At 62.4% G+C, this 23,134-nt stretch carries 22 protein-coding genes; 12 read left to right on the top strand and 10 right to left on the bottom strand.

Annotated features, from left to right (window positions below; all coding sequences use genetic code 11):
- Positions 1-62: 62 nt before the first annotated feature.
- The 3 genes from HGO92_RS05030 to HGO92_RS05040 all read right to left on the bottom strand — a co-directional run bounded on the left by HGO92_RS05030 (position 63) and on the right by HGO92_RS05040 (position 3,084).
- The gene (locus HGO92_RS05030) at positions 63-965 is read right to left on the bottom strand and encodes an oxygenase MpaB family protein (protein WP_169992483.1); all 903 of its coding nucleotides are present in this window, start codon (positions 963-965) and stop codon (positions 63-65) included.
- A 110-nt stretch (positions 966-1,075) separates the two neighbouring features.
- Positions 1,076-2,104: an isopenicillin N synthase family dioxygenase gene (locus HGO92_RS05035; RefSeq protein ID WP_169992485.1), complete on the bottom strand. Its 1,029-nt coding sequence runs from the start codon at positions 2,102-2,104 to the stop codon at positions 1,076-1,078.
- 68 nt (positions 2,105-2,172) lie between these two features.
- A complete protein-coding gene (locus HGO92_RS05040; protein ID WP_169992487.1) occupies positions 2,173-3,084 on the bottom strand; it encodes an HAD family hydrolase in 912 nt (303 codons plus the stop codon).
- A 227-nt stretch (positions 3,085-3,311) separates the two neighbouring features.
- On the opposite strand from HGO92_RS05040, the gene HGO92_RS05045 reads away from it, so the two are divergent.
- The 5 genes from HGO92_RS05045 (at position 3,312) to HGO92_RS05065 (ending at position 8,164) form a co-directional block, all read left to right on the top strand.
- A complete protein-coding gene (locus HGO92_RS05045; RefSeq protein WP_346768855.1) occupies positions 3,312-3,875 on the top strand; it encodes a hypothetical protein in 564 nt (187 codons plus the stop codon).
- Positions 3,868-5,451, top strand: coding sequence for a Tat pathway signal protein (locus tag HGO92_RS05050; protein ID WP_169992489.1), 1,584 nt, complete (start codon positions 3,868-3,870; stop codon positions 5,449-5,451). Before HGO92_RS05045 ends, HGO92_RS05050 begins: the two co-directional genes overlap by 8 nt.
- The gene (locus HGO92_RS24195) at positions 5,448-7,124 is read left to right on the top strand and encodes a multicopper oxidase domain-containing protein (protein ID WP_277351862.1); all 1,677 of its coding nucleotides are present in this window, start codon (positions 5,448-5,450) and stop codon (positions 7,122-7,124) included. The genes HGO92_RS05050 and HGO92_RS24195 overlap by 4 nt, the downstream gene beginning before the upstream one ends.
- Positions 7,125-7,197: 73 nt before the next feature.
- Positions 7,198-7,497, top strand: coding sequence for a type II toxin-antitoxin system VapB family antitoxin (locus tag HGO92_RS05060; protein ID WP_169992490.1), 300 nt, complete (start codon positions 7,198-7,200; stop codon positions 7,495-7,497).
- Positions 7,490-8,164 carry a LytR C-terminal domain-containing protein gene (locus HGO92_RS05065; RefSeq protein ID WP_169992492.1) on the top strand — a complete coding sequence of 225 codons (675 nt, stop codon included), beginning with the start codon at positions 7,490-7,492 and terminating at the stop codon, positions 8,162-8,164. The genes HGO92_RS05060 and HGO92_RS05065 overlap by 8 nt, the downstream gene beginning before the upstream one ends.
- A gap of 128 nt (positions 8,165-8,292) precedes the next feature.
- Here the strand turns inward: HGO92_RS05065 and HGO92_RS05070 are convergent, their stop codons facing one another.
- Positions 8,293-8,994: a DsbA family oxidoreductase gene (locus tag HGO92_RS05070; protein ID WP_169993060.1), complete on the bottom strand. Its 702-nt coding sequence runs from the start codon at positions 8,992-8,994 to the stop codon at positions 8,293-8,295.
- Between the two features lie 16 nt (positions 8,995-9,010).
- Positions 9,011-10,486 (bottom strand): amino acid permease, encoded by a 1,476-nt coding sequence (locus HGO92_RS05075; protein ID WP_169992494.1) that lies wholly within the window; start codon positions 10,484-10,486, stop codon positions 9,011-9,013.
- A 147-nt stretch (positions 10,487-10,633) separates the two neighbouring features.
- Here HGO92_RS05075 and HGO92_RS05080 point away from each other — a divergent pair, with 147 nt between their 5' ends.
- From HGO92_RS05080 to HGO92_RS05090, 3 genes are all read left to right on the top strand, one after another.
- A complete protein-coding gene (locus HGO92_RS05080; RefSeq protein ID WP_169992496.1) occupies positions 10,634-11,284 on the top strand; it encodes a CG0192-related protein in 651 nt (216 codons plus the stop codon).
- Positions 11,285-11,349: 65 nt separating this feature from the next.
- On the top strand, positions 11,350-11,682 hold the full coding sequence (locus tag HGO92_RS05085) for an ArsR/SmtB family transcription factor (RefSeq protein WP_169992498.1): 333 nt from the start codon (positions 11,350-11,352) through the stop codon (positions 11,680-11,682).
- A gap of 13 nt (positions 11,683-11,695) precedes the next feature.
- Positions 11,696-12,193 carry an SRPBCC family protein gene (locus HGO92_RS05090; protein WP_169992500.1) on the top strand — a complete coding sequence of 166 codons (498 nt, stop codon included), beginning with the start codon at positions 11,696-11,698 and terminating at the stop codon, positions 12,191-12,193.
- Positions 12,194-12,368: 175 nt separating this feature from the next.
- Here the strand turns inward: HGO92_RS05090 and HGO92_RS05095 are convergent, their stop codons facing one another.
- The 4 genes from HGO92_RS05095 to HGO92_RS05110 are packed head-to-tail and all read right to left on the bottom strand — an operon-like array spanning position 12,369 to position 16,897.
- Positions 12,369-13,610 (bottom strand): glycerate kinase, encoded by a 1,242-nt coding sequence (locus tag HGO92_RS05095; protein WP_346768856.1) that lies wholly within the window; start codon positions 13,608-13,610, stop codon positions 12,369-12,371.
- A 1-nt stretch (position 13,611) separates the two neighbouring features.
- Complete coding sequence (locus HGO92_RS05100; RefSeq protein WP_169992502.1) at positions 13,612-14,490, bottom strand: sugar phosphate isomerase/epimerase family protein; 879 nt, start codon at positions 14,488-14,490, stop codon at positions 13,612-13,614.
- On the bottom strand, positions 14,487-15,734 hold the full coding sequence (locus tag HGO92_RS05105) for a dihydrodipicolinate synthase family protein (RefSeq protein ID WP_440915759.1): 1,248 nt from the start codon (positions 15,732-15,734) through the stop codon (positions 14,487-14,489). Before HGO92_RS05105 ends, HGO92_RS05100 begins: the two co-directional genes overlap by 4 nt.
- Entirely contained in the window at positions 15,731-16,897 is a 1,167-nt protein-coding gene (locus tag HGO92_RS05110; RefSeq protein ID WP_169992504.1) for a Gfo/Idh/MocA family protein, read from the bottom strand. Before HGO92_RS05110 ends, HGO92_RS05105 begins: the two co-directional genes overlap by 4 nt.
- Positions 16,898-17,074: 177 nt before the next feature.
- On the opposite strand from HGO92_RS05110, the gene HGO92_RS05115 reads away from it, so the two are divergent.
- The 4 genes from HGO92_RS05115 (at position 17,075) to HGO92_RS05130 (ending at position 20,997) form a co-directional block, all read left to right on the top strand.
- Entirely contained in the window at positions 17,075-18,079 is a 1,005-nt protein-coding gene (locus HGO92_RS05115; RefSeq protein WP_169992506.1) for a LacI family DNA-binding transcriptional regulator, read from the top strand.
- Between the two features lie 175 nt (positions 18,080-18,254).
- Positions 18,255-19,112, top strand: a complete 858-nt coding sequence (locus tag HGO92_RS05120) for an ABC transporter permease (protein ID WP_169992508.1) — start codon at positions 18,255-18,257, stop codon at positions 19,110-19,112.
- A 43-nt stretch (positions 19,113-19,155) separates the two neighbouring features.
- Positions 19,156-20,175 (top strand): ABC transporter substrate-binding protein, encoded by a 1,020-nt coding sequence (locus HGO92_RS05125; protein WP_169992510.1) that lies wholly within the window; start codon positions 19,156-19,158, stop codon positions 20,173-20,175.
- Positions 20,176-20,187: 12 nt separating this feature from the next.
- Positions 20,188-20,997: an ABC transporter ATP-binding protein gene (locus HGO92_RS05130; RefSeq protein ID WP_169992512.1), complete on the top strand. Its 810-nt coding sequence runs from the start codon at positions 20,188-20,190 to the stop codon at positions 20,995-20,997.
- A 491-nt stretch (positions 20,998-21,488) separates the two neighbouring features.
- Here the strand turns inward: HGO92_RS05130 and aceB are convergent, their stop codons facing one another.
- Positions 21,489-23,123, bottom strand: coding sequence for a malate synthase A (gene aceB / locus HGO92_RS05135; RefSeq protein ID WP_169992514.1), 1,635 nt, complete (start codon positions 23,121-23,123; stop codon positions 21,489-21,491).
- Positions 23,124-23,134: the final 11 nt, after the last annotated feature.

The raw sequence follows: 23,134 nt of genomic DNA on the forward strand, positions 1-23,134 counted from the left end.
CCGTGCCGCGAAAAGTGGATGTTCCCTCCGGGCGCGGGCTGCTAGGAAACGCCGATCTCTTGCTACGAAACGCCGACGCGGGCGATGCGCCGACGGGCAGCCGCTTCGCTCGGGCCAACCTTGCTCAAGCCAAGCCGCACAATACGGAGAACGACGGCGGTGGCCGGCTTGATGAGCAGGCGCACCGGCAAGGGAGCGCGGTCCTTAAAGCCGAGCAGCCTGCGGTACTGGAGGGGCAGCGTTTCAACCGCGGCGGCAAAGACGATCCGGTAGCCCAGCCGCTGCGAACGAGGCAAGGGCGGATGGCTGATGGCACGAACTGCCTCGTCCAAGGGAGCGGAGCGGGCGAGTTCGGGAAGGAAGCCTTCCAGCTGCCGGCGCAGTTCCGCTTCGCTCCGCGGCGGGTCCACAACACCCATGAGTTCACCGGCCGTGGCCCATTCGGCGACATAACGGTCTGCCCCGCCGGGGATGGCGCCGCCGTAGATTTGGTGCGCGGTCAGGAACGCATCGGTGAACGTCAGGTGCACCCAACGCAGCAGGCGCGGATCGTTGGCGGAGTAGGAGCGCTCATTCCCATCGGCATCGAGGAAGGTGCCCCGGATACGCTCGTGCAGTTGCCGGATCCCGTTGCAGCTGGCCTGCGCGGCCGAGGTGTCCCCGTAGGTCACGGTGAAGATCCAGCGGATGGTCCGGGCGAGGCGGCCCAGGAAGTCCGTGCGGAAGTCCGAGAAATCGTGCACGCCCGCCAACGCGCCGGGGTGCAGCGTCTGCGTCAGCAAGGCCCGCGGCCCGGCAACCAGGGCGGTCATGGAACCGTGCACGGCCCAGACGGCGGAATCAGGCGCGAAGAAGCCGGCGTCGTCGCCCTTCTCCAGATCGAGTTCCCATTGCGGGACGGTCTCGCTCTGGCCGGCAAAGGTGCGGCGCAGTTCTTTCCGCCAACGATCCAGAATGTTCTCCACAGTCCCATTATCAGCACGACGCCGGGTGACCGGCGAACGTAGGCTGGTCACCCGACGTCGTACGCGGGTTGAAGAGGCGCCGGTCAGGAAGGTCAAGAAGGCGCGGGAAGCTACTTGGCGAGCAACTCGGGGTAGTACTTTTCGGTCACGTCCGGGTGGGCGCGCAGCCGGCCCTTGAGCATGTTGAGGCCGAAGCTGGCCAGCATCGGGTTGTTCGGATCGTCCGAGAGGCCGCGGGACTCGGACTTCAGCTCGTCCGGCAGCGGGATCGGGTCGATCACGGCATCCAGGCGCGGCGACCAGAAGAACGGTACCGAGTAGCGGTCCACGCCGGGCGGCGGGGCCTGCACGCGGTGGATGGTGGCGGTGATGTAGCCTTCCGTGGCCACCTCCAGCATCTCGCCCAGGTTCACCACCAGTGCGCCTTCGATCGGCTCGACGGGGAGCCATTCGGTGGTGCCGGGAGGCTGGACCTCAAGGCCGCCCACCTGGTCCTGCAGCAGCAGCGTGATGAAGCCGTAGTCGGCGTGGATGCCCACGCCCTGGTCGCCGGCATCCTCCACGACGCCGCCGACGTAGTGCACCAGCTTGCCCATCCAGTGCGGGCTGCCGGCGTAGGCAGCGTCGAAGTAGTCCGCCGGCAGGCCGAGGCCCACACCGATGCCGGAGAGCAGTTCCCGGCCCACGGTGGACATCAGGTCCGCCCAGGCCATGGCCTTCTCGCGCAGATCCGGCTGGACCTGGTCCGGCCACTGGTTCGGCCCGCGCAGCAGCCAGTACTTCTCGTCCTCGGTGTATTCGGCAACCGGCTCGGACTCCGGCGAGTAGTCCAGCTGCTCGCGGGCATCCGCTTTGCCCTGGGTGCGCTCGGTGCCCATCCGGGTGTAGCCGCGGAAGTGCGGCGAGTTGCGGTTGTCCAGCTTCAACCGTTCCTCTAGCGGCAGGTTGAAGAAACGCTGCATGGCGTCGAAGAGCTCGGCCACCTGGTGCTCGCCGGCACCGTAGCCGGTGATCTGGAAGAACCCGACCCGGTGGGCGGCGTCGCGCAGCTGGTCGACGAAGACGGGGTTGAAAGAACCGTCTTCGAGGCGTGCAGTTCGGAGGTCTAGAACAGGTATGGTCCCCTGATTGTTTGACATGCTCGCAGACTAGCACTCGTCATACTTGACATCGGCGCGTCGGTTACGAAATGTGTTTTTCTGCCCGGTTAGAGCGTCTTGGCGATGGCGGCCCAGGTGCGCAGGAAAGCGCCGCCGGAGTACTCGTGGATGGAGTCCGGGAAACCCAGATGCGCGGCGGTCAGCACGGGGTACGGCTTCTGCGGGATGCCGTCCGCGGGCCGCACGTCCACGTGGACCACCGCATGCCCGTTGTAATGCAGGGTGTCCGCCATTGCGTAGTCGGTGCGGGAATCGCCCATGGTCCGCCACGCGTGCGGGATGACCCCGTCCGCCGCGAGCATTTCCAGGGCGCGCTGGGCGCCGAGGTCCTTGCCCAGCCGGATCGATTCGATATCGGTGGAGATGATGGTCGGATCCAGCCGGTAGTCCACCTGGTCATCACTGTCCGGCGCATGGTGATCCAGCCGGCTGGCACCCAAGTCGAACTTGCCCATCAAAGCCAGCGCCTCGGCGTCGAACTCTTCCTGCAGCCGCCGGTACTCGAGGTTGTCCGCCTCGACCACCTGTTCCACCGAGACCATGGCGTGTTTGGTCTCGTCGAAGAACATGTGGCTGGAGTAGCGGGTCGCCACCAGCTGCCGGATCTCCGCGGCGTAGTCCTGCGGGACGGCCAGCGAGCGGTCAACGTGGATGGTGCCCGGGCCCTCGGCGCCGAAGCTGAACCAGACCGCGCCCTTCTCACACACCGCATGGAACCGGATGCCGCTGGGAATGCCGGCGGCCAGCATCGGCTCCATGACCTGCTCGCGGATGAAGGCATCCGAGCGTCCGGTGTTGAAGACCACCGGCCAGCCTTTCGATGCCATGACCAGCAGGGCTTCGAGAATGCTCGCCGGCACGGTGCGGCTGACCGGACTGGCAATCGGACCGTCCACATCCAGCAGGAGTCCGATGGGTGGCTGGGCAGGGCGGTGCGGTGTGCCGGCGGTGAGAGTCATGCTCTCATTATCTCAATCTGCTCCGTTGAGCCGAAGTCCGCCGGCGGACCCTACGTTTTCTCCAAGGTTTTGGCGGCAAGCTGTTGGGACCACACCATCCAGACGTAGTTGGGGATACGGAAATGATGACAGTAGTTGGGGAACATACTGTCGCGCCTGAGTCCGAGGGAACCGAGGTTCCAACAGGCTTGACGCGCAGAGTATTTGGAGTACTAGTAGGTGCCGGCGTGGCCGGCATTATCGGCGGAGGCAGCCTTCTTGCTGCCTCGAAGAACGCCGCAGAAACCGGGGGGATCAGCCGCGGCTCCGGGGTGTGGACGTCCTTCGGGACTGTCCGCATCGCAGCTGCCGAAAGACAATCGCGGATGCCGCAGGATCCCGGTGCGCGCAGTTCTGCCGCGGCCGCTACCGGTGCAGCAGGTTCCGGCCATGACCATGGCGGTGCAGCCGTGTCCGGCACCCAGCCGGCGAACTTCACCTGGGGCGACCATGTGGTGCTGCAGCTGGAAGTCCACAACGGCATGGACCGGCCGGTCCTCTTCTCGCCCGGCCAGCTGCGGCTGAAGGTGGGACCCGACGGACCCACTGTCACCAACAGGTCATCCGGCGCCGGCAAGGGCGCCTTGGAACCAGGTGCCACCAACAACTTCTGGATCAGCTTCCTGGTCCCTTCCGACGTCGAGCAGCTCTCGGCCGAATTCACTGATCCGTGGTCGGACGGCGCGCCACTGGCCCTGGAACTGCCCGCTGTCCTTCGCCGGCCCGGATGGTTGGAGAACGGCCATGGGTGAGTTCGAAAACAAGGGTCAGCAAAACGACGACGGCGGGGCCCTCCTGGGCGAGGACGCGCCGGTGAGCCGCTGGAGCTTTGTGAAATACGGGGCCGCCGCGGGGCTCGGCGCGCTGGCACTGGCCGGTGCCCAGCCGGCCCACGCGCGAACCACGACGCCGACCGAAGAGGCTGAGGCCCCGGAGCCCACCGATCTAGCGACAGGTGCCGCTACAGGTGTAGCTATCGATGAGGCTGAGGACGTGGAGCCGACTGACGAGGCGAGCGACGAAGCTGAGGACCTGGAGCCCACCGACGAGGCGACCGACGAAGCGGAAGCTCCTGACGCAGAGCTGCTTGAATCGGGCCGGGAAGTGCTTGACGTCTACATCAACGAGGGCTACCTCAAGATGGTGGATGACTCGCTGGTCTACTTCCGCGGGTTCGGCGACCGCCCCACCGAGAAGAACGACGCCAATCCCAGCCTCACCATCAAGCCCAAGGTCTTCCTGAAGGACGACACCTGGGTGGACAGCCGCGTCTACCCCGTGGGGGCACCGGAACCACCCCGCGGTACGCCGACGCCGCTGGCGCCGGATCCTCACAATCCTGGCCAATATTATGTCCGCAGGGCCCACTGGGGCAGCTTCATGCCGGAGCGGGTGATCGTTGCCGAAACCGGCAGCAAGATCACGCTGCGGGTCCACAACCGGCTGGCCAAGGAACACGAGTTTGCCATCCACAAGGCCGGCGACGGCGGCAAAGATGTCAGCACGGGCAAAATCGCCCCCGGCAAGTACGGCATGCTGGAGCTCAAGGCGCCGGACCCCGGGGTCTACATTTACAGCGATCCGGGCAACCAGCCGGTGGAACGGACCTTGGGCCTGTGCGGCGCGCTGGTGGTCATGGACCCGTCGGACGCCTGGTGTCTCTCGCCAGGCGCAGCCGAGTTCGAGCGCCAGTGGGTATGGCTCTGCCACGCCGTCGATCCGGTATGGGCCAATATCGAGGCCAAGGGCGGCACGGTGGACCCGGTCCGGCAGAAGGCCGTGCCGCGCTACTTCACGCTTAACGGCCGCAGCGGCTACGAGTCCATGGGCATGACCCGCAACGAGGCGTTGAACCGGGCCTCCGATGAGGAGACCACCATCTCGGGGTATCCGCGGCAGTTCGACGCCCGCGAGTTCGCGGAAGGCTCGGCCATCGGCTCGCTGCGCGGCGGACAATTGGTCCGCATCGTCAACTGCGGGATTGTCTTCCACCAGATGCACTTCCACGGCAACCACCTGTGGACCGTGCGCTGCGATAACGAGGACTGGGGCCGCACCGAGGGCCATGTGGACGAGAACGGCTACGTCTGCATCCAACAGTGGGAAGACGTCATCAAGGTCAGGGGGATGGAGATCAAAGAGGCCATCATCCCGATCAAGCGGCCGCCGGATGCTGTCGACCAGGTCTGGGACAACAGGAAAACCGACTGGGCGTATCCCATGCACTGCCACTCCGAATCCTCCCAGACCGCTGCCGGCGGCATGTACCCGGGCGGCCTGACCTCACACTGGATCATTAAAGCGCCTCTCGAAGGAGCGACATCATGATGGAAACATTGCTCCCGGGCAGAAGGCTGAGCTTCCAGGAGCGGAAGGCTGCCGAGAAGAAGCGCAAGGAGGCTGCAGCCAAGAAGAAGCGGGACCAGGAGGCCCGGCGCAAGCGTGAGGCCGAGGCGAAGAAGCGGGCCGCGGAGGCACGGAAGAAGCGGGAAGCCGAAGCCAAGAAGCGCGCTGCCGAAGCCAAGCGCAAGGCCGATGAGGCGAAGAAGCGGCGCGAGGCGGAAGCCAAGAAGCGTGCCGAGGAGGCCAAACGCCGTCGCGAGGAAGACGCGCGCCGGAAGCAGGCAGCCGAGGAAAAGCGCCGCCGCGAGGAGGAAGAGGCCAGCAAGCCGAAGCCCACTCCAAAGCCGACCGAAACGACGAAGCCGACGCCGGTACCAACGGCATCAGCCACGCCGACGCCAACCGAGACGCCCAAGCCCGAGCCGACCGAAACGATCGACCCGGAACCTATCGAAACGTCGGAACCGGATCCCACCGAAACTTCCGAACCGACGCCGACCGAGACTGCCCAGCCGGAACCTGAGCCGGAGCCTCCGGTTGTGGAGGAAGAAGCCCGGCACATCTTCGACAGCCAGGTGGACTTCAGTTCGAATCAGAACGAGCAGGACAGGCCGGTCACCGAATACAGGATGACCCCGAACATCAGCTACCAGCTCGACTTCTACGGCACTGACCTGAGGTTCGACGACGGTGCCGAAGTGGAGATGTGGAGCTTCGAAACCGACGATCAGCGCAAGTGCTTCCCCGGCCCGCTGGTCAGGCCGAAGGAAGGCCAGATTTTCCACGCCAATTTCAGCCCGAGCAAAGGCAACCACACCATCCACTGGCACGGTATGGAACCGGATCCCCGGAACGACGGCGTGGGGCACACCTCCTTCGAGATCGCCGGGGACTACACCTACCAGTGGCAGCCGGAGAAGGGCAGGCCGGGCGTCGCCGACTACGGGACCGCCGGGACGTACTTCTACCACTGCCATGTGAACACCACCCTCCACGTCCAAATGGGCATGTTCGGACCGCTCATCATCGACCCGATCGAGCATGAGGACTTCCCCGTCACACCGGGGGCCAGGCGGGCATTTGTGGACGGACCGGAGTACGACATCGACACCGAAGCGCTCCTGATCCCGTACAGCCTGGACACGCGCTGGCACGGCATGAACCATGCCGCAGGTCTGTCTGGCGAAGACGCGGGCCTGAACCACTTCCAGCCGAAACATTTCTATGCGCTGGGCGGGGAGCTCGCGCGCCGTCCCAGCGGAAAGGAAAAGGTTTGGTCGATGAAGTCGCTGCGCGCCAACGTCTACAAGAAGGGCGACACGCGCAAACCCACCCTGCTGCGGCTGCTGAACGCCAACTACCTGCCCACCATGCTGCGGTTCCAGGATAAGTACGGCAACCCTGTGGCCATGGCCGAGGTCATCGCCCACGATGGCCGGCCGTACCGCGACACCCATGAGAAGGACGGCGTCTCGCTGCCCTGCCGCGAGGCCGGCTACCCGATGATGACCAGCATACTGGCATCTGGCTCCGCCGAGCGATATGACCTGCTGCTCTTTCCGCCGGCGGCGGGGGAGTATCAGGTGGTGCTGGACTTCAAGGACTGGATCAGCGACGAGGTGATTGGCCAGCGCGTTATCCCGCTGACCGCCTCGTAACCTTTTGGGTACAAGAAGGGCACGCGCCGGATGAAATGTTTTGTTCGGCGCGTGTCTTCTCTACGCTGGATTGGTGATCTTCAAAGCCGTAGGCGACAGCCGCCCATATCCTGACCATGGTTACGAGAGCCCCAAGGACTGGGCCAGCGTAGCGCCGCGCCAGGTCCGGCTCGATGAGCTCATCACCACCAAGAGCACGCTCGACCTGGAGGCACTGCTGGCCGAGGACTCCACATTCTTCGGCGATCTGTTCCCGCACGTGGTCCAGTGGCAGGGCAAGTTGTACCTCGAAGACGGCCTCCACCGGGCCGTCCGCACAGCCCTGCACCAGCGCGCGGTCCTGCACGCCCGGGTGCTGGTCATCGATGACTAATCGCTCGCACCTGCCCCGGAAGCCGAACCGGAAACCAAAGGAAACGCTGCGCTTGCAGGGCCGCAACATCATCACTGAGGACGACCTGGACGAAGTCTTCGCCGACGTCGGCGACGTCGAGAAGCCGGAGGTCTATACCCACCGGAAGATCCTGCACGGAGTTGTCCTGACGCTGCTGGTGGCTCTCATCATTGCCGCCGTCCTTACTGCTCTGGCGGTGGTGCGCGGCGATTTCAAGATTCCGGGCTGGTCCCATACTCCGGCACCGGAGGCGACGTGCCCCGCAGCCGTCCACGAATACCCGCCGAACGATTCCATTACCGTCAACGTATATAACGGCACGCAGGAGGAAGGACTGGCCGGCCAGACTTCCGGTCTGCTTGCCAAACGCGGTTACCAGATCGGCGAAGTCGCCTCGAAACGGATAAGTCATAGCGGCGTCACTGCCGTCGTCATTTCCGGCAAGGCCGGGGAAGCCAACGCCTTCAACCTGCAGCGGAACATTCCAGAAACGGAATACGTTGCGGATCAGCGCGCCGACGCCAGCGTGGACGTCGTGCTCGGGGCGGAGTTCAAGCAACTCGTGCCCGAAGACCGCGTGGACCAGACAGCGGGGCCCTTGAGCTGTCCGCGGCTCTCGCCGGAACCCAGCGAGGTCGCCAAGTAGGATTCAGGTGGCCCTGGGCGGACGGTGCTTGCTGCCATGGACAACGTAATAAAGCACGACGGCGGCAAGCACCAGGACGCACAGCGCGCCGAACATTCCCTGGTAGCCCGTCAGCGGCAGGGGTGCGCTTAGTTGCAGCCGTCCGGGCCGCAGGTGGCGCCGTCGTCGTTGTTTCCGGAAAGCACGGTGAGCGGATTGCGCTCCGCCCAGGCCTGCGCCAGCGCCTGGCTGAAGCTTTCGGTGGGCTGGGCGCCCGAGATGCCGTACTTGCGGTCCAGCACGAAGAACGGCACGCCGGTCACGCCGAGCGCACGGGCCTCCGCGATGTCCGCCTGCACGTCCTCGGTGTAGCGGTCGCCCTCGAGCGCCTCGCGGATTTCCGCCTCATCAAGACCAAGTACGACGCCGGTGCGCACCAGATACTCAATGTCGCCAATGTCTTCGCCGTGTTCGAAATGGCCGGACAGCAGCGCTTCCTTGGCCTGCGCGTCCAGGTTTTGGGCCTTGGCCAGGTGCAGGAAGCGGTGCGCGGTGAAGCTGTTGGCCACCACGATCTTGTCGAAATCGTAGGCCAGGCCTTCGCCGGCGGCCTGCTCCGTGACATGCGCGAACATCTGGCGGACCTGGTCCTGCGGCATGCCCTTCATCTGGCTCAGGTACTCGGTCTCCGTGCCGTCATAGTGCGCCGGGAGGGTGGGGTCCAGCTGGTAGCTGCGCCACTGGACGTCAATCTGGTCCTTGTGCTCGAACTTCTCGAGGGCGTTCTCGAAACGGCGCTTTCCGATGAAGCACCAGGGGCAGGCAATGTCGGACCAGATCTCAATCTTCATGGACACGTCAACATTCCTAGCGGTCGACGTATTCCGGCTGGTCCGTTCCGGCCTCGGCATCCCGACCCGCCTGGTCGCCCTCCGGAGTCTCGCCGACCTGTCCGGTTTCGTCCACCAGCTCGGCACGCACATGGCCCTTGCCCCTGACCCCGAAGTGGTATGCCACGAACAGCACCGCGATCCACCCAACCCCAACAACCAGCGCCACGCGAGTGTCCGGCATGATGCCCAGCAGCACCACCACGAACACCATGAACGCCAGCGCCGCGTAGGACGCCACCGGCCAGAACGGCACGCCGAACTCGGAGGCCGGCAGCTTCTTCCGCGCAATCTCGCGCTTCATGGCGATGTGCGAGAGCAGGATCATCAGCCACACCCACACGGTCGCGAACGTGGCGATCGAGGCGATGATCAGGAACAGGGATTCGGGCAGCAGCACATTGAGGACGACGCCGACCAGCAGCACCGCGGTCATCGTCGCCACCGTCATCCATGGCACTCCGTGACGGGAGATCCGTGCGAACGACGCCGGCGCGTGGCCCTGCTGCGCCAGGCCGTACATCATCCGGCCGGCCCCGAACGTGTCCGAGTTGATGGCCGAAATCGCGGCGGTGATGACCACGGCGTTGAGGATGTGCGCGGCGGCGGGAATGCCCAGCGCGTCGAAGATCTGCACAAACGGGCTGGTCTCGCCGTCGATCTGGTTCCACGGGAAGATCATCATCAGCACACCGAGCGTGCAGACGTAGAAGAGCAGGATGCGCACCGGCACCGTGTTGATCGCCGCTGGAATGGCCTTCTTCGGGTTTTCGGCCTCGCCCGCGGTGATGCCGATGGTCTCGATCCCGCCGAATGCGAACATCACAATGGAGAAGGAAGCCAGCAGGCCCCAGAAACCGTTGGCGAAGAAACCGCCCGAAGCGAGCATCGTACTCAGCCCCGGATTCGCCGCATCCGGAAGCCCGAAGCCGAACACCACAATCGCGGCGCCGCCGGCGATCATCGCGATAATGGCGGCGACCTTGATGACGGAGAGCCAGAACTCGGTCTCGCCGAACACCTTGACCCGCATCAGGTTCAGCGCCGCGATGAGGCAGACGACGGCGAGGATCCAGATCCAGCGCGGCACGTCCGGAAACCAGAAGCCCATGTAGATGCCGAACGCCGTTACATCGGCAATCGCCACGATCGCCATCTCGAACGCGAAGGTCCAGCCGGTAATGAATCCGGCGAACGGGCCCAGATAGCGGCTCGCGTACTGCCCGAAGGAGCCGGATACCGGGTGCCGCACGGCCATCTCGCCCAGCGCCCGCATGACCAGGAAGACCGCGGCGCCGCCGATCGCATAAGCCAGCAGGACGGCCGGGCCGGCAGCCTGGATGGCGGCGGCCGAGCCGTAAAACAGCCCGGTGCCGATGGCCGAGCCGAGGGCCATGAACCGGATGTGGCGGACAGTCAGACCGCGCGCGAGTGCCTGGGCGAATTGTGCCATGGGAAACGTACCTTGTTCCAGGAAGGGGGAGGCCGGAAAGAAAAAAGCGGCCGCTTAATGTTACTCCCGTGCTGATGGACCAATCTCACAGACCGCCGTTCCAGTGGCCAACCCCACAGCGCAAAGGAAGTCTCGTACGCTTCTGGAATGGCCATTATTTACGACGCAGTCCTGAATCCCTCCAAGATCGATCTCCTGGCTTCATGGCTGCCCGCGCAGCCGTGGTTTCCGCACATAGGGGAGCAGAGTACGGATGAAGGGGAGCCCCTAACGCTGGAGCCCATCGGCGCATACCGCTTCGACGACCCCACCGGCGACGTCGGCATGGAAGTGCACCTGCTGCGCCTCGACGACGGAACCATCCTGCAGGTACCGCTGACCTACCGTGGCGCACCGCTGGACGACGCCGAACCGTGGCTCGCTGGCACCATGGAACACTCGGTGCTCGGCAAACGCTGGGTCTACGACGCCTGCGGCGACCCGGTCTTCGCGGTAGCACTCGCCACGGCAATCCTGCAGGGCGGTACCGAGGCCGAGCAGTTCCTCGACAAAGACGGCACGCTCGAACCCCTCGAGCGTTCGGTCACCGTGCGCGGCAGTGGCACGCCCGGCACTGAAGTCCCGCAAATTACGACGGCGGTGCCCGCCACCCTGGGTGCGGTCACCACCATCACCGCCGGACTGCTGGCCCTTTCCCTGTACCGCATTCCCGTTGCGGATGAACCCGGCACACACGGCAACACCCTCGCCGGCACCTGGGGCGGCCATGCTCCGGTGGTTCTGGCCTCCATTCCGTAACTCCCTAATTTTCGGCAGGCACGGCCTATTGACCCTGGCGTCGGGGAGGACTAATCTACAACCAAATGGTTGTAGATCAAGTTTCCAATGCCGAGTTGGACCGCCTGTTCCAGGCGCTCGCCGACGCCACCCGCCGCGACATCGTCGCCCGGGTCCTCACCGATGAGTATTCCGTCTCGGAGTTGGCTGCCGAATACGCCATGAGTTTTGCCGCCGTACAGAAGCATGTGGCGGTGCTGGAGCGGGCTTCCCTTGTCGCCAAGGAGAAGCGCGGAAGAGAGCAGATGGTGCGGATTCATCTCGACGGGTTGAGAAGGGCGCGGCGGCTGCTCGATGACTACGAGGAGATCTGGCAACAACGTGTTGCGCGGATCGACGACATTCTCGCTGAGGGATAGAAAGGGCACCATCATGCCGGTTATCAGTTCGGAAAAGGACGTCGAAGCGCTGCGCTTCACCATCGTCGCGGAGTTCGACGCAAGTGTTGAGCGCGTCTGGCAGATCTGGGAGGATCCGCGCCAGCTCGAGCGCTGGTGGGGCCCGCCCACCTGGCCCGCCACCTTCGAAAAGCATGAGTTCGAGCCCGGCGGCAAGGCCAACTACTACATGACCGGACCCGAAGGCGAGAAGGCCCGCGGGTGGTGGAAGTTCACCGCCATCGAAGCGCCGAACCGGCTCGAGTTCGACGACGGGTTCGCCGACGAGAACTGGGCGCCTGTCGAGGACATGGGCATCACCCACGCCGCCGTGACTCTGGAAAATGTCGACGGCAAGACCCGAATGACCACTGTGTCTGGTTTCGAGTCCGCCGAGCAACTGCAGAAGATGCTTGCAATGGGCATGGAAGAAGGAATGAAGGAGGCCATGGGCCAGATCGACGCCGTCATCGCCGCGCCTGCCCCCGCCTGACTTTGAATCGGCAGTATCTTGCCGTTTTGCCCAAATCAATGCCACTTCGCCCGGTGAAGGCACCTATATCGGCAATATCTTGCCGGTCGGAAACTACTGGAACGCGGATTACATCAGATCAGGGTCAACACGGCGAGTGCCCCGGACCGCAATGGTCCGGGGCATCGCCATGAGTTTACTGGGCGAGTACTTTGGCATGACTCGGTACGTCCGTGATGCGAAGCTGGCTGATTCCTTCTGCCACGGCCATCTGGACGTATCTGCTGGCTTCGGCGCGGGCAGCCACTATTGAGGGTGCGACCTCTGTTAGTGCAACTGCCACTTGAACGCCGGAAATCGCAAGTTCTTCTCGCGACAGACTCAACAGTCCTGCAACGGCCAGCGTGGGGATATCCCGCGCTGCGGCCAGTGCAGTTGCTGAAAGCGGTGCCTTTCCCTGCGTTGATTGCATGTCGAGGGATCCCTCACCAACCACCAACAGGTCCGCCTGGTCAAGTGCTCTTTCCAACCCCACGAGTTCGGAGACAAGGTCAAAGCCTCGCTCAACTGTGGCTGGTGTCAGTGCCAGGAAGCCTGCAGGGAATCCGCCTGCAGCGCCGGATCCCGAGCGTAAGAACCCGAGCCCGGGTTGTGCTCCAGCTGGGGCAGCAACTGCGAGCAAACCCGCCCAGATACGCAGGGCGGCATCGAGGTTCTCGACGACGGCTGGGGAAGCACCCTTCTGCGGTGCAAACAGGTACGCTGCGCCATCCTGCCCGTACAACGGAGACTCCACATCTACCGCCAGCCGGACCCTGACCGTTTGCAATCGCGGGTCCAACGCCGTGGTATCTAGGCTTGCAGCTTTGGCTAATCCGGAACCACCCAACGGGACCTCGCCTCCAGATGCATCCAGAACCTTAAGGCCCAGCGCCCGGAGAGCGCCTGATCCGCCGTCGGTCATTGCAGAGCCCCCGAGACCGACTACTATCTCCCGGGCTCCTGCATCCATCGCTCTCTGAATCAGCTCTCCAACACCGAAACTGTGTGCCCGTTGGGCGGACAGCGGACTCGGATCCACGAGATGCAACCCACCTGCTTCTGCGGATTCAATAACAGCTATTGGTGCTGCGGATCCCGCACCGAGAAGGGCCCAACGAGCCATGACTCGTTCACCAACAGGCCCCTGGACGGACGATCGGAACTCGGTGGCCCCAGCTGCAAGTGCAACATCCAAGGTTCCTTCGCCGCCGTCCGCCAGGGGCATCCGCACGACCGAGGCTTCGGGGAAGACTTCGTGCACGCCGGCCTCCATGGCGGCTGCCGCCTGAGCGGCTGTGAGAGTTCCCTTGAATTTGTCAGGAGCAACGACGACGCATGGCCGCAGCCCCGCGTCCCCGGTCCTCCACCCTGACGTCCCGGTCATCGACGAAGGCATGCTACCCGCGACCTTCCAGTGCAGGAAGTACCAGGTCTTCCCAACGTTCCTTCATGGTCTTCACCGTCAACGTGGGATCCTGATCGAAGACCTCCTGATTGAAAATCTCTACCTCCACGGGACCCGTGTAACCGGCTGCTGCCACCCAGCTGCTGATGGACGCGAAGTCGATAATTCCGTCACCCATCATCCCGCGGGACAGCAAAGCGTCGGAAGCGATCGGCAGGTTGAAGTCACATACTTGATAGGAGGCTAGGCGGCCCTCTCGCCCTGCGCGGGCAATCTGCTCTTCGAGCTCCGGATCCCAGAACACATGGAAGGTGTCGACCACAACGCCGACGGTGTCCGCAGGATGCGGAGCTGCCAGGTCAAGGGCCTGCTTCAGGGTGGACAACACCGCGCGGTCCGCCACGTACATGGGGTGCAGGGCCTCAAGGACTAGGCGAACGTTGTGTTCCCGGGCAAAAGGCACCAGTTCCGCGAGTCTGTCCGCGACTCTCGCACGTGCTCCCACAATGTCCTTGTCGTTGTGGTCGCCCCTGCCGCCAAGCACGTGCGCAGCGGCGGGCAGACCCCCGACCACCATGATTAGCTCCCGAGTACCCAAGGTCGCCGCTTCGACAATGGCTGCGCGGTTGTCTTCCAACGCGGCTTTCTGTCCCGCCTCGTCGCCGGCTGTCAGGAAACCTCCACGGCAGAGACTCGACACCTTCAGTCCGGCGTCTGCAATCATCTTCGCTGCGTTTTCGAGGCCGGCCTCGGCGACCCTGTTGCGCCAGACTCCGATGTACTCCAATCCGGCCTCCGCTGTAACGCCAACGGCGTCGCACAGTGTGATGTCCCTGGTGGTTCCGGTATTGAGCGATAGGTGGAAGCTCATGCAGCACCCCCTACAGCCAGCAGCGCCCGCATGCGGAATGCCGCCTGCTCGGGATCCAACAGCAAGCCTGCTCGGTCGGCCAACTTGAAGGTGCGGACCAGATGGGTCAGTGAGCGGCCCGAGTGCAAACCGCCCGCCAGCTGGAATCCTGGTTGTCTGCCGTTAAGCCATGCCATGAATGCCACCCCCGTTTTGTAGTAGTAGGTGGGAGCACTGAAGATATGCTTGCCCAACTCCCGGGTGGAGTCGAGAATGCGTCGGCCTTCGGTGCGGTTTCCGGCGTCGTACGCCTGTAGCGCAGTAGAAGCGGCCGGATAGATGGCAGCGAAGATCCCCAGCAGCGCATCGGAATAGTTGGCGCCGTCTCCGTCGATCAGCTCGGGATAATTGAAGTCGTCACCTGTGTAAAGCCGGACACCTTCCGGCAGTTGTGTCCGCAGCCGGATCTCATGCGAGGCGTCCAGCAGGGATACTTTGACTCCGTCCACCTTGGCAACGTTGTCCTTTATCAAGGCCAGGAAAGTATCGGTAGCGGCGTCGACGTCGTTGCTGCCCCAGTAGCCGGATAGGGCGGGATCGAACATAGTTCCCAGCCAGTGCAGAATGACGGGCTGGTCCGCCTCGGCCAGCAGAGTGGAGTAGACGGAATGGTAGTCTTCAGGACCCCGCGCGGCCCGGGCCAGTGCACGCGAAGCCATGACAATCACTTTGGCTCCGGAGTCCTGAACGACCGCAAGTTGCTCACGGTAGGCTGTCAGAACCGCATCCAGCCCGGCAGGGCCCGGTTCGATACCCGAGGGATCCAGCTGGTCGGTCCCTGCGCCACAGGCGATGAGGTCACGGACCGTCAGGCCGGCTAGTGCGGGATTGCCGGTGCGGAGGATGGCTCCGGCTTCCGACGCAGACCGTCGAATAAGTTCTTTGGTGGCTGTCCAATCAAGGCCCATGCCTCTCTGTGCAGTATCCATCGCATCTGCTACGCCCAGGCCGTAAGACCACAGCTCGTGGCGGAATCCCAAGGTCGCATCCCAGTCCAAAATGGCTGGTGCGCCTGGGGTGTTATCGGCATGGACATGCGGTGTGACGTGAGCTGCCGCGTACGTTTTGCGTGCCGTGAGCGGCGCCCGCGGTCGCGTCCAGTTCTGCGGGTCGGAAAGCGCATATTCGGACAGGTTTCCGAACGCATCGGGCAGGAGCAAAGTAGGAGCCGCGGCTTCTACATTATTTAGGCTTGAGGAATTCACAGCTGAACCTCCGGGATGTCGATGGTGCGTCGTTCTGCCGAAGACTGCAGGCCGATTTCTGCCAGTTGTACGCCACGGGCGGCGGAGAGCAGGCCGAAACGGTGCTCGCGTCCTGAAACGACATCGCGGAGGAATTCTTCCCACTGCAATTTGAATCCGTTGTCGAGTTCAGCGTTTGCTGGGACGTCCTGCCACTGGTCGCGGAAGGATTCGGTGACTGGCAGGTCCGGGTTCCAGACCGGTTTGGGGGTGTGCGCCCTCTGCTGGGCCACGCATTTGTTGAGTCCGGCCACGGCGGAGCCGTGAGTACCGTCGACTTGGAATTCGACCAGCTCGTCGCGATAGACGCGGACGGCCCAGGATGAATTGATTTGACCGACAACTTGGTCACCTGCAGGTGTCTCGAGTTCGAAAATGCCATAGGCGGCGTCGTCTGCAGTGGCCGCGTATTCGCGACCTGCTTCGTCCCAACGCGTGGGAATATGTGTAGCCGTCTTGGCGCTCACGGACTTGACCTTGCCTATGATGCCCTCAAGAACGTAATTCCAGTGGCAGAACATATCAGTGGTCATGCCACCGCCATCTTCCTTCCTGTAGTTCCAGGAGGGACGCTGCGCGGACTGGTGTTCACCTTCAAAGACCCAGTACCCGAACTCCCCGCGCAGCGAAAGGATCCGACCAAAGAAGCCTTCATCAACCAGTCGGCGCAACTTGACCAGGCCAGGGAGGTACAGCTTGTCGTGCACGACCCCAGCAGTGACGCCTTGGGCTGCAGCAATCCGGGCCAGCTCGACGGCCTCTTCCAGCGTCTCTGCTGTTGGCTTCTCCGTGTAGATGTGTTTGCCTGCGTTCATGGCCTTCTTGAGCGTCTCCGGACGGAGGCTGGTCATCGAGGCGTCAAAAACGATATCAACAGTGGGGTCGTTAATGATTCCGTCGAGGTCCGTAGTCCAGTGCTCGACCTTGTGCAAGCGAGCGAGTTCTCGAATCTTTTCTTCGTTGCGCCCGACGAGGATCGGCTCGACCTGAATCTTGGTGCCGTCGGAGAGAGTGATTCCACCCTGATCGCGGATCGGGAGGACTGAACGTAACAGGTGCTGGCGATATCCCATCCGACCGGTAATGCCATTCATGGCGATTCGTAAGACGCGAGTCTTCGACATGGGTTCTCCTCGGTGTATTGGCCGTTCGGCGGCGAACGGCAACAAAATAAGTGACGAAGTTCCAACTAGGAAAGCGCTTTCCAATCTAGGCCTGGGATAATCTTTCGTCAAGAGGGTGGGAAAACGTTATCCAAAAAATCTTGCTCCTTTGAGGATTACTCCGGTGGAAGGACGCACATGTCGGCAGTCACGCTTTCCGAAGTGGCAAAGCAGGCTGGGGTTTCCCTCGCCACAGCTTCTAGGGTCCTCAATGGGTCAGAACGTCGTCCGGCGGAGGTCATCGCCGAACGTGTGCGGACAGCTGCCCTGGAGCTGGGATACGTAGCAAATGCGCAGGCCCAAGCACTCGCACGTTCGTCCACGGGATTGGTCGGCCTCGTCGTCCACGATATTGCGGATCCGTACTTCTCCTCGATCGCCAGAGGGGTTCAGCAGGCTGTGCAGGAAGTCAGGCGCCAGCTCCTTTTGGCGGCTGCCGAGACCGGCGATTCCTCGGTACTTAGCGCTGTCACGGCCTTTGCTGCCCACCGTACGGATGTCATCATCATGGCGGGCTCAAGGTCCGTGCGTCCTGATGAACGCCTGATGAACGAGCTCAAGCGGTACCGCGATAACGGCGGACGAGTAGTCACCATCGGCCAAGCCTGGATGGAGGGAACCGGAACGGTGTTCGTAAACAACCGCGCCGGTGCCGAAGAATTGCTGCGCGTTCTGGCCGGAACTGGCCAGAACCGGTTCGCCTACTTGGCTGGTCCCGACCATCTCGTAACCGTCGAGGACCGGCTTGCAGGCTTTCGGGATGGTCTGGAACGGACCGGCGCTGAAGAGGTAGCCGTCGTTCACGGCCCCTTCAACCGTGATGGTGGGTATCAGGCTGCACGAGCCCTTGCCGAGCAACTCGGTGGCGGCGGCCTCCGGGGGCTGACGGTTCTGGCCGCAAATGATGTCATGGCACTCGGTGCGATATCCGCTTTCCGCTCAATGGGGTTGCAGGTCCCGAGGGATCTTCGGGTCGCCGGATACGACGACATTCCGACACTGTCGGACTACACTCCGTCACTGACGACGGTCCGACTGCCCTTGGAGGAAATCGGACATCTCGCCGCAGACCTCGCTTTCAGCGAGATGGCGAACGCCACGCGAAACATCTCAGGCGCTGTCGTTCTTCGGGAGAGTGCTTAACAATCGGGCTTCCGCCTCTGGAGGGGCGACCGACGATCTGCCTCTCACGCCCCTGAGCAAGAAACATCGAAGCGATCATTGACTTCGTGAGCTGAATCACTCTAGATTGGGACACATTCCATTTGGGAAAGCGCATTCCAACTCTATGAGACACACAAATGATGCAGGAGCCGACATGTCTGTCGTTGCAACTCAGTCCCATTCAAAAAGCACGAGTCAGGGCGGACCACCCGCATCCGCTCGATCCCAAGCGGCAAGCCGCCGTGGTACGCGTCTACTGGCGGAGTTGTGGCGGCCTGCTGGGTTCGTCGCAGTGCTTGGTTTCCTGTGGTGGTTGTCCACGAACCGGGGGTGGGTAGAACCGTTCATTCTTCCCAGCCCGCAGGATACATGGACCACAACTTTCGAAAATGCCGGGTATCTGATGCAGCATACGTGGGTCACCACGATCGAAACGGTGATCGGCTTTGCTATTGCCTTCCTGCTGGGTGAACTCGTCGCAGTACTGATGATTTATTCGAAGTCGGTCGAAAAGACGATGTATCCACTGATCCTGTTTGCCCAGGTCATTCCCAAGATCGCCATCGCGCCGCTATTTGTTGTGTGGCTGGGCTTTGGCATGGAGCCCAAGATTGTTGTAGCCGTCCTCATGGCCTTCTTCCCCATAGTTATTTCCGGGATGGCCGGGCTCAAATCGGTAGATCCGGAGATCCTTGAGCTGACTTCGACGATGGGTGCAAACCCCTTCAAGACGTTCATGAAGGTCCGTTTTCCGTCTTCCCTTCCCCAGTTGTTTTCTGGGCTAAAAATTGCCGCGACACTCGCGGTAACCGGCGCTGTAGTCGGCGAATTCGTAGGGGCCAACGAAGGTCTCGGCTACGTGATCTTGCAGGCCAACGGAAATATCGACACGGCCATGTTATTTGCAGCGCTAATTATCATGTCTTTCCTCGGTGTCTTGCTATTCGCGCTGATTCAGGTTCTGGAGTGGTTCCTGATTCCCTGGCATAGTTCCCGACGCTCTAGCAATTAGCACATAAGCCACAATTTTCTGCTCATAAATATTTGGAGAACAAATGAAACTTTCTCGTCGCTCAATGTTCGCAGCCGGCGCTGCATCTATCGCTCTGGCATTGTCTGCCTGTGGCGGAGCCAGCAATGCAACCTCGCCCCAGGATGGAGAAACACAACCAGTTAGCCTGATGCTGAACTGGTATCCGTACGGTGAACACGCTCCGTTCTATTACGGTGTGGAACAGGGGATCTTCGAAGAGCACGGCATCGATCTGACCATCAAAGCCGGCCAAGGATCAACGAAGACTGTTCAGGCTGCTGGCCAGGGCCAGGTTGATTTCGGTTGGGCGGATACCCCCGCCGTCCTCGCCAATATCGACAAGGGCGTGGCAGTCAAGAGCCTGGGAGTGTACCTGCAGACAACGCCTTCGGCGGTTCAAGTCTTCGCGGATTCGGGGATCACCAGTCCAGAGGATTTGAAGGGCAAGACCATCGCGGTCTCTGCGGGGGATGCACCTACGACTACCTTCCCTGCATTCTTGGAGGCGGCTGGACTCAGCGATTCAGATGTAAAGCAGCAGAACCTCGATGCCGCGGGCAAGATGGCTGCGATGATGACAGGTCAGGTTGATGGGCTGATTGGATTCGCACACGACCAGGGTCCAACAATTGCGAGCAAGTCTGGCAAGGAGATGACTTACCTACGGTATGCGGATGCGGGTGTTAGCTTCTACTCCAATGGCCTGATCTCATCGGATGACTACCTCTCCGATAACCCGGAGGTAGCTGAACGGATGATGGCTGCTGTATCGGAGTCGTTCGAGGCAGCCATTGCTAATCCCGAAGCTGCGGCCGCAGCGATGGAGGGCAAAGACCCGCAAATACCAGCGCAGGATGTCGTGCTGACACAGTGGGAAGAAACGATGAAGCTGCTCCACACCGATGCGACTGAAGGACAGAAGCCAGGGGTTAATGACCCAGCCGACTGGGCAGCAACAATTAAAACTTTGTCAGAAGCCGGGTTGTTGGCGTCGGCAGGCGATGTCAATAAGTACTTCGACTCGGCATACCAGCCGAAGTAAGGCTCAAAGATCATGACTTCAACATTCATGGAACAACCCCAAGTCGGCTTAGCTCCAGTAGTCGACATCGAACAGCTCTCAGTGAAGTTCTCTTCCAAAAGGGGCGAGGTTACAGCTCTGGACAACGTTGACCTCACCATTCCGAAAGGCGAGTTTCTCTCCATCGCTGGACCGTCCGGTTGCGGGAAATCCACACTGCTCAAAGTAGTGGCAGGACTGACGCAGGCGAGCTCTGGCACAGCTAAATTGAGGGACACGATCGTCGAAGGTCCACGCCGTGACATCGGCTACGTTTTTCAACGAGCAGCCTTGCTTGAATGGCGCAATGTCCGTGGAAACATCCTGATCCAAGCTGAAATGCGCGGCATGGACAAGGCCAAAGCCGCGAACCGGGCGGACATGCTTATCGCGATGACGGGACTCTCCGGCTTCGAGAACGCCATGCCCCATGAACTATCCGGCGGCATGCAACAACGTGTTTCCCTGTGCAGGGCGCTGCTGCACGAACCCGATGTGCTCCTCATGGATGAACCGTTTGGTGCGCTTGACGCGCTGACTCGTGAACGAATGAACATTGAACTGCACAGAATCTGGCGGGAAACCGGAACGACAGTAATCCTGGTGACCCATTCCGTTGCGGAGGCCGTTTTCCTGGCTAACCGGGTTGTCGTGATGAGTCCACGTCCTGGACGAATTCTCGAAACCATCAATGTTCCGTTGGGCAACGATCGGGACTACGGCGACACGATGGAACATCCGGAGTTTGTGCGGATCGCGGCGAGGGTTCGGGATTTGCTGGGCGCAACCCACGCATCCGACTGAGAAGGTGGGGTGATTCGCAGCACGTTCACTGCACATGGCACTCGCGGGACCTCTTCGTAAAGCAGCGAGAGAGGTCCCGCGTTTCGCGTATGAGGGCACTAATTCTGCATGGCATTCCCAATTATCAAGGGCGATAGTGTGGCTACGAGGTTGCTACTTGCGCATATGAATATGTGCGAATAGACAGAAACTTACAGATCTTTCGATTTCTACCTGCGAGGCGAGGATGATTCTGATGGAATCGGCAGCATTCTGCCGCCTGTCGAGTACCGACAGCTAGCACGGTTGAAAACGAATGCAGAAAACCCCGGACCGTAATGGGCCGGGGCATCGCTCCTATTTACTTAGAGACTGCTTCCGCACAGCCATCCGGCCCGCCCGGCTTTCGGGCAAACTGTGGCGAATGATGGACCGGACGGCTCTGCGGAAAGTTCAGGCCGGCGGCGGGGAGGCAGTTGCTGGCCGATGGTCCTCCCCGGCCGCCGGACGGTTTAGGCGGCGACGAGCTCTTCGCGCTTCTCGTGCAGGTAGCGCTCGTACGCCGGGACGGTGAGGAAAGCGGGGAATTCTTCGCCCAGGGCCACTTCCTCGAAGATGTCGCGTGCGTCGTCGAAGAGGTCGTCCTCGAAACGCGGCAGCTTGGCGAATTCTTCATCCAGCAGGCGCTGCACCCAGTCCAGGCTGATGATCTCGCCTTCATCGGTGATGGCGGACTGGCGGATCCACTGCCAGATCTGTGAGCGGGAGATCTCCGCGGTGGCGGCGTCCTCCATCAGGTTGTGGATGGCTACAGCGCCGTTGCCCCGCAGCCAGGACTCGATGTAGCGGATACCTACCTCGATGTTGGTGCGGATGCCGCGCTCCGTGATCTTTCCCTCCGTGCCGGCGATGTTCAGCAGGCCGCGGTCATCGGGCGTGACGTCGTCGCGCCGGCGGTCGATCTGGTTGGGCCGTCCGCCCAGGACGGAGTCGAACACGTCGCGGGCCACCGGCACCAGGTCCGGGTGCGCCACCCAGGAACCGTCGAAACCGTCGTTGGCCTCGCGGGTCTTGTCCGCGCGGACTTTCTCCATCGCGATGGAGTTGGCTTCCGGGTCGCGGCGGTTCGGGATGAAGGCCGCCATGCCGCCGATCGCCATGGCGCCGCGGCGGTGGCAGGCCCGCACCAGCTGCTCGGTGTAGGAGCGCATGAACGGAGCGGTCATGGTCACCTGCGTGCGGTCCGGCATCACGTACCGGGCGCCGCGGGTCCGGAAGTTCTTGATCACCGAGAAGATGTAGTCCCAGCGGCCGGCGTTCAGGCCTGAAGCGTGCTCGCGCAGTTCGTAGAGGATCTCCTCCATCTCGAACGCGGCCGTGATGGTCTCGATCAGCACGGTGGCCCGGATGGTGCCCTGCGGGATGTCCAGCATGTCCTGGGCCAGGATGAAGATGTCGTTCCACAGCCGTGCCTCGAGGTGGTTCTCGATCTTCGGCAGGTAGAAGTACGGTCCGCGGCCCTGGGCGATCAGCCGCTGGGCGTTGTGGAAGAAGTAGAGCCCGAAGTCAACGATCCCGCCGGCCACCGGCTCGCCGCCGACCAGCATGTGCTTCTCCGGCAGGTGCCAGCCGCGCGGCCGTACCACAATGGTGGGCAGGTCGGTCAGCTGCGTGCCATGGACCTTGTACTCCTTGCCCTCCGGCGAGGTGAAGTCGATCTTGCGATCCAGCACGTCGGTCAGGTTCAGCTGCCCGTTGATGACGTTGGACCAGGACGGGGTGGAGGAGTCTTCCATGTCCGCGAGCCAGACCTTCGCGCCGGAGTTGAGCGCGTTGATGGTCATCTTCTTCTCCACCGGCCCGGTGATTTCCACCCGGCGGTCCTCCAGCCCCGGCGCGGGCGGGGCAACCTGCCAGGACTCGTCCTCGCGGATACCGCGGGTTCCGGGCAGGAACTTCGGGTCGTGGCCCTTGGCGATGCAGCGGCGGCGGTCCTTGCGCAGCTGCAGCAGTTCCTCGCGGCGGCCGGCGGTGGCCTTGTGCAGTCGGGCAACGAAGTCCAGTGCCTGCGGGGTCAGGATTTCCTCCTGGCGCCGCACGGGCGTAGCGGTCAGCGTGATGCCGTTCAAGGTGATCGGATCGTTCATGGCACTTACTC

This window comes from Crystallibacter degradans, assembly GCF_012952295.1.
Classification (GTDB): domain Bacteria; phylum Actinomycetota; class Actinomycetes; order Actinomycetales; family Micrococcaceae; genus Crystallibacter; species Crystallibacter degradans.